This window comes from Microbacterium sp. 69-10 (assembly GCF_001897945.1).
GTDB lineage: Bacteria > Actinomycetota > Actinomycetes > Actinomycetales > Microbacteriaceae > Microbacterium.
In genome coordinates, this window is sequence record NZ_MKRT01000001.1 from 135,919 (window position 1) to 139,142 (window position 3,224).

At 72.1% G+C, this 3,224-nt stretch carries 4 protein-coding genes; all 4 read right to left on the bottom strand.

Annotated elements, in window-relative coordinates; all coding sequences use genetic code 11:
- Positions 1-399 (bottom strand): hypothetical protein (locus tag BGN97_RS00710; RefSeq protein ID WP_292697157.1); only part of this gene is annotated, 399 nt, incomplete at its 3' end.
- A 4-nt stretch (positions 400-403) separates the two neighbouring features.
- A complete protein-coding gene (locus BGN97_RS00715) occupies positions 404-1,180 on the bottom strand; it encodes an aspartate dehydrogenase domain-containing protein (protein ID WP_292697158.1) in 777 nt (258 codons plus the stop codon).
- A gap of 67 nt (positions 1,181-1,247) precedes the next feature.
- Entirely contained in the window at positions 1,248-2,075 is an 828-nt protein-coding gene (locus tag BGN97_RS00720) for an endo alpha-1,4 polygalactosaminidase (RefSeq protein WP_292697159.1), read from the bottom strand.
- Entirely contained in the window at positions 2,072-2,983 is a 912-nt protein-coding gene (locus tag BGN97_RS00725; protein WP_292697160.1) for a LysR family transcriptional regulator, read from the bottom strand. Before BGN97_RS00725 ends, BGN97_RS00720 begins: the two co-directional genes overlap by 4 nt.
- Between the last annotated feature and the right edge of the window lie 241 nt (positions 2,984-3,224).

The following is a 3,224-nucleotide window of genomic DNA, read 5'->3' on the forward strand; positions in this document are numbered from 1 at the left end:
CGGGCGGACGACGGGCGGGAGCCAACGCATCCACGGTTTCGACAGCTCGACGAGCCACAGGAAGCGGATGGTCGCCTCGTCCCCCGCCACCTCGGCGACCGCCCGGCCGCGGCCGACCAGATCGCCCGATGCCTCGGCATCCACCGATCGCTGCGGCTCGATCCCGGCGATGCGCATCACGTACCGCAGGCGGTAGCCGAGCGGTGAGCGCAGCGTGTGCCGGTATTCGGATCCCACGGCGGGCGATCCTCGGTGTTCCGGCGCCCCGCTCACAGCCTCGAAGCGCTCGAGGCATCCCCACCAGAGACCCCAGTCCTCGACGTCGCTGAGCACCTGCCACACCCGCTCCGGATCGCCGACGACTCGGAACGTGCTGACGAAGTGGTACCGGGCGCTCATGGTCTCAGAGGAATGCCGAGCCGCCCGGGCTCTCGAACCCGCGCAGGCTCGCGTAGTCGTCCAGGGACCGCAGGGCGGCCCACGCCACGACGGCGCTGGAGCGCGGCCGGTCGACCGAGGGGGTGTTCGTGACCACGGCGCGCACCTCGCCGAGCGCGCCCACCGCGCGGATCTCATGGCGGGTCTGGGCGGCATCCGGGTCAGCCACGATCCGCGCGGTCGCGAAGTCCCAGGCATCCGCGGCGAGCGCGAGGGAGGCGGCGACGTTGGCGGATGCCGGGAAGCGCTGCGCCACGTCACCGGCGGGCCCGTCAGCCAGGACGAGCTCGGTGGTGCGCGTGCGCAGATCGACCTTCAGAGCCTCGGGCATCCACGGCTGGATCAGGGATGCCGGCAGCTTGCGGCTCTCGATGGACACCTCACTCAACGGGCCCGCGGCGCGCAGGGCGCGCACTTGATCGAGCCCTCCGATCGCGCCCGTGCAGACGATCAGCCGGCCCGTCGTCGAGCCGAGCAGGCGCTCGCGAAGCGCAGCATCCGCCAGCGCACCGACCGACAGCAGGATCACGTCGGTCCCGGCATCCAGCAGTCCGGGCACGCGTTCGCGCACGGCCTGCTGGCTCGCCGCCTCGACGATGACGTCGACGTCCGCGGCATCCGGCAGCGCGGAGTGCCGCCCGAACGACCCGACCACGCGGTGCGGGCGCGAGTCGTGCACGACCGCCCGGAGCACGGAGGTGATGTGCCCGTCGCCGAGGAACCCGACCCGCAGCTCAGCCATGGCTTCGAGCCTACGCAGGCCTCAAGCGAACTTCCGCTCCGCGTCGCGCAACGCCCCAGAGTCCCGGTCACGTGCACGCGCGGAACATGTACCCGTCCTCGTCCGGCATCCGCAGGTCATGGTCGCGCAGGATCATGCTCACGCCCTCCGGCCGATCCGCGCACGCCTCAGCGAAGGCATCCGCACCGAGCTCGTCGACGTACTCGATGTCGAGCACCACGTCGTACGCCTCGGCATAATCGGCGCACTCGTCGAACTCGGCGCACGACTCAGTCACCGCGAAGTCGTAGCCGATCTCCGCGAGCCGCGTGGTGTACTCCGCCGTGTTCTTCTGGGCGATCGCAAGGCCGACATCGTGCGCGATGCGGGCGTACTCCGCCGCGAGCGCGAGGTTGTCGTCCGCCGAAAGCTTGCCGTCGGAGCGGCTGAACGAGTCCAGGTTGTCAATCTCGACCGCCGCGTAGCCGGCATCCGCGCACCCGGTGATCCAGGGCTCCACGATCTCGGCGAGCGCCGTGCGCTTCGCATCCGTCGACGTGTCCAGGATGAGTTCGTCCGGCCAGCCCGGGTCGGCGAGCGGCTCGCCGTCGACCTGCACCACCAGCTCCGGATGCCGCCGCGCGAACGCACTCGAATCCCCCCGCTGGGTCTGGAAGCCGTTCACGTAGCAGATGTCGTACCCCGCCCCCGCCGGGGCTTCCGTCCGATCCCGCGCGATCACCGTCGCGCCGTCCGGCGTGGGATAGGCGCCGCCCAGTTGATAGTCGAACCCCGCACCGACCTCCGGCAGTGCGATCCCGGTCTCCGGTCGATCGCCGGCCACGCTCCCCGCGGCGCATCCCGCGAGGACGAGCAGGAGCAGCGCGGAGGCGATCGCCCCCGGCATCCGTCTCATCCGACCGCCTCCTCGAGCAGTTCCCTGCTCACCGCCGAGAGGTCGCGCGGGGCTCCCCGCCACAGCGCCGTGATCGGACGCCGCACGGCGTCCCCGCGCAACGGCACCTCCACCAGGCGCCCCAGGCGCACATCGTCCGCGACGGCGAGACCCGAGAGCACGGCCGGCCCGATCCCCTCAGCCACGGCCGATCGCACAGCTGCCGACGTCGACAGCACCGCCGCCGCGTCAGCCGGCGCCCGTCCGACGCGGGCGGCCACCGCGTCCTCCCAGGTGCGCCGGGTGCCGCTGCCCTCTTCACGCACGACGAGCGGGGTGCCTGCCACCTCGTCCATGCCGACATCCGCCCTCGTCGCCCAGGCGTGCTGCGGCGCCACGACCACGGCCAGGTCGTCGAACCGGATCGTGGTCGTCGCGAGCCCCTCCGGCAGCGAGGTCGACTCGATGAAGCCCAGCTCCGCCGCCCCGGAGCGCACGAGCGCCTCGACCTCGACGCTGTTTGCGGTCAGCATCCGCACCTGAGTGGGCGTGCGGCCGGCGCGGAGCTGCCGCTCGCGCAGCGCAACGAGCCACCGCGGCAGGAGGTGCGCCGCCACCGTCTGGCTCGCCGCGACGGTGAGCGCACGGCTGTGCTCGCCGCGCAGCGTCTCCATCGCGGTGCGGAACCTCTCAGCGGCGGCCAGCACCTCTTCCGCCCACGCGGCCACGGTCTCGCCGGCGGAGGTCGGCTCCACACCGCGCGGCGAGCGCCGGAGCAGTTCGAGACCGAGTCGCTGCTCGAGTCCTCGCAACCGCGCCGAGGCGGTCTGCTGCGTCACGCGCGCTTCCCGCGCGGCGGCGGAGATGGATCCCTCGCGCACGGCGGTGGCGAGCAGTCGCAGAGCACCGATGTCGGGATCGTCGATCATGCCACCCTCACAGTTCTGACCTGTACCCCTACCGACGATAGCCCCTACCGCCGACGGGCGGCGGATCACGAGGATGGAATGGTGCAGCTCTCCCCCGTTCAGACCCTCCCCTCCCGACTCGCCCGGCGAGGCGTCGACGTCTTCCCCGGCGTCATCCTCACAGCGGCCATCGCCCTCGTCTCCACAGGCATCGGCACGATCTGGCCCGTGCTCGGCTCGGCGGTGCCGGCGATCGTCATCG

Coding starts and splice junctions, on each gene's coding strand:
- BGN97_RS00715 (WP_292697158.1), bottom strand. CDS start 1,180: ATGGCTGAGCTGCGGGTCGGGTTCCTCGGCGACGGGCACATCACCTCC.
- BGN97_RS00720 (WP_292697159.1), bottom strand. CDS start 2,075: ATGAGACGGATGCCGGGGGCGATCGCCTCCGCGCTGCTCCTGCTCGTC.
- BGN97_RS00725 (WP_292697160.1), bottom strand. CDS start 2,983: ATGATCGACGATCCCGACATCGGTGCTCTGCGACTGCTCGCCACCGCC.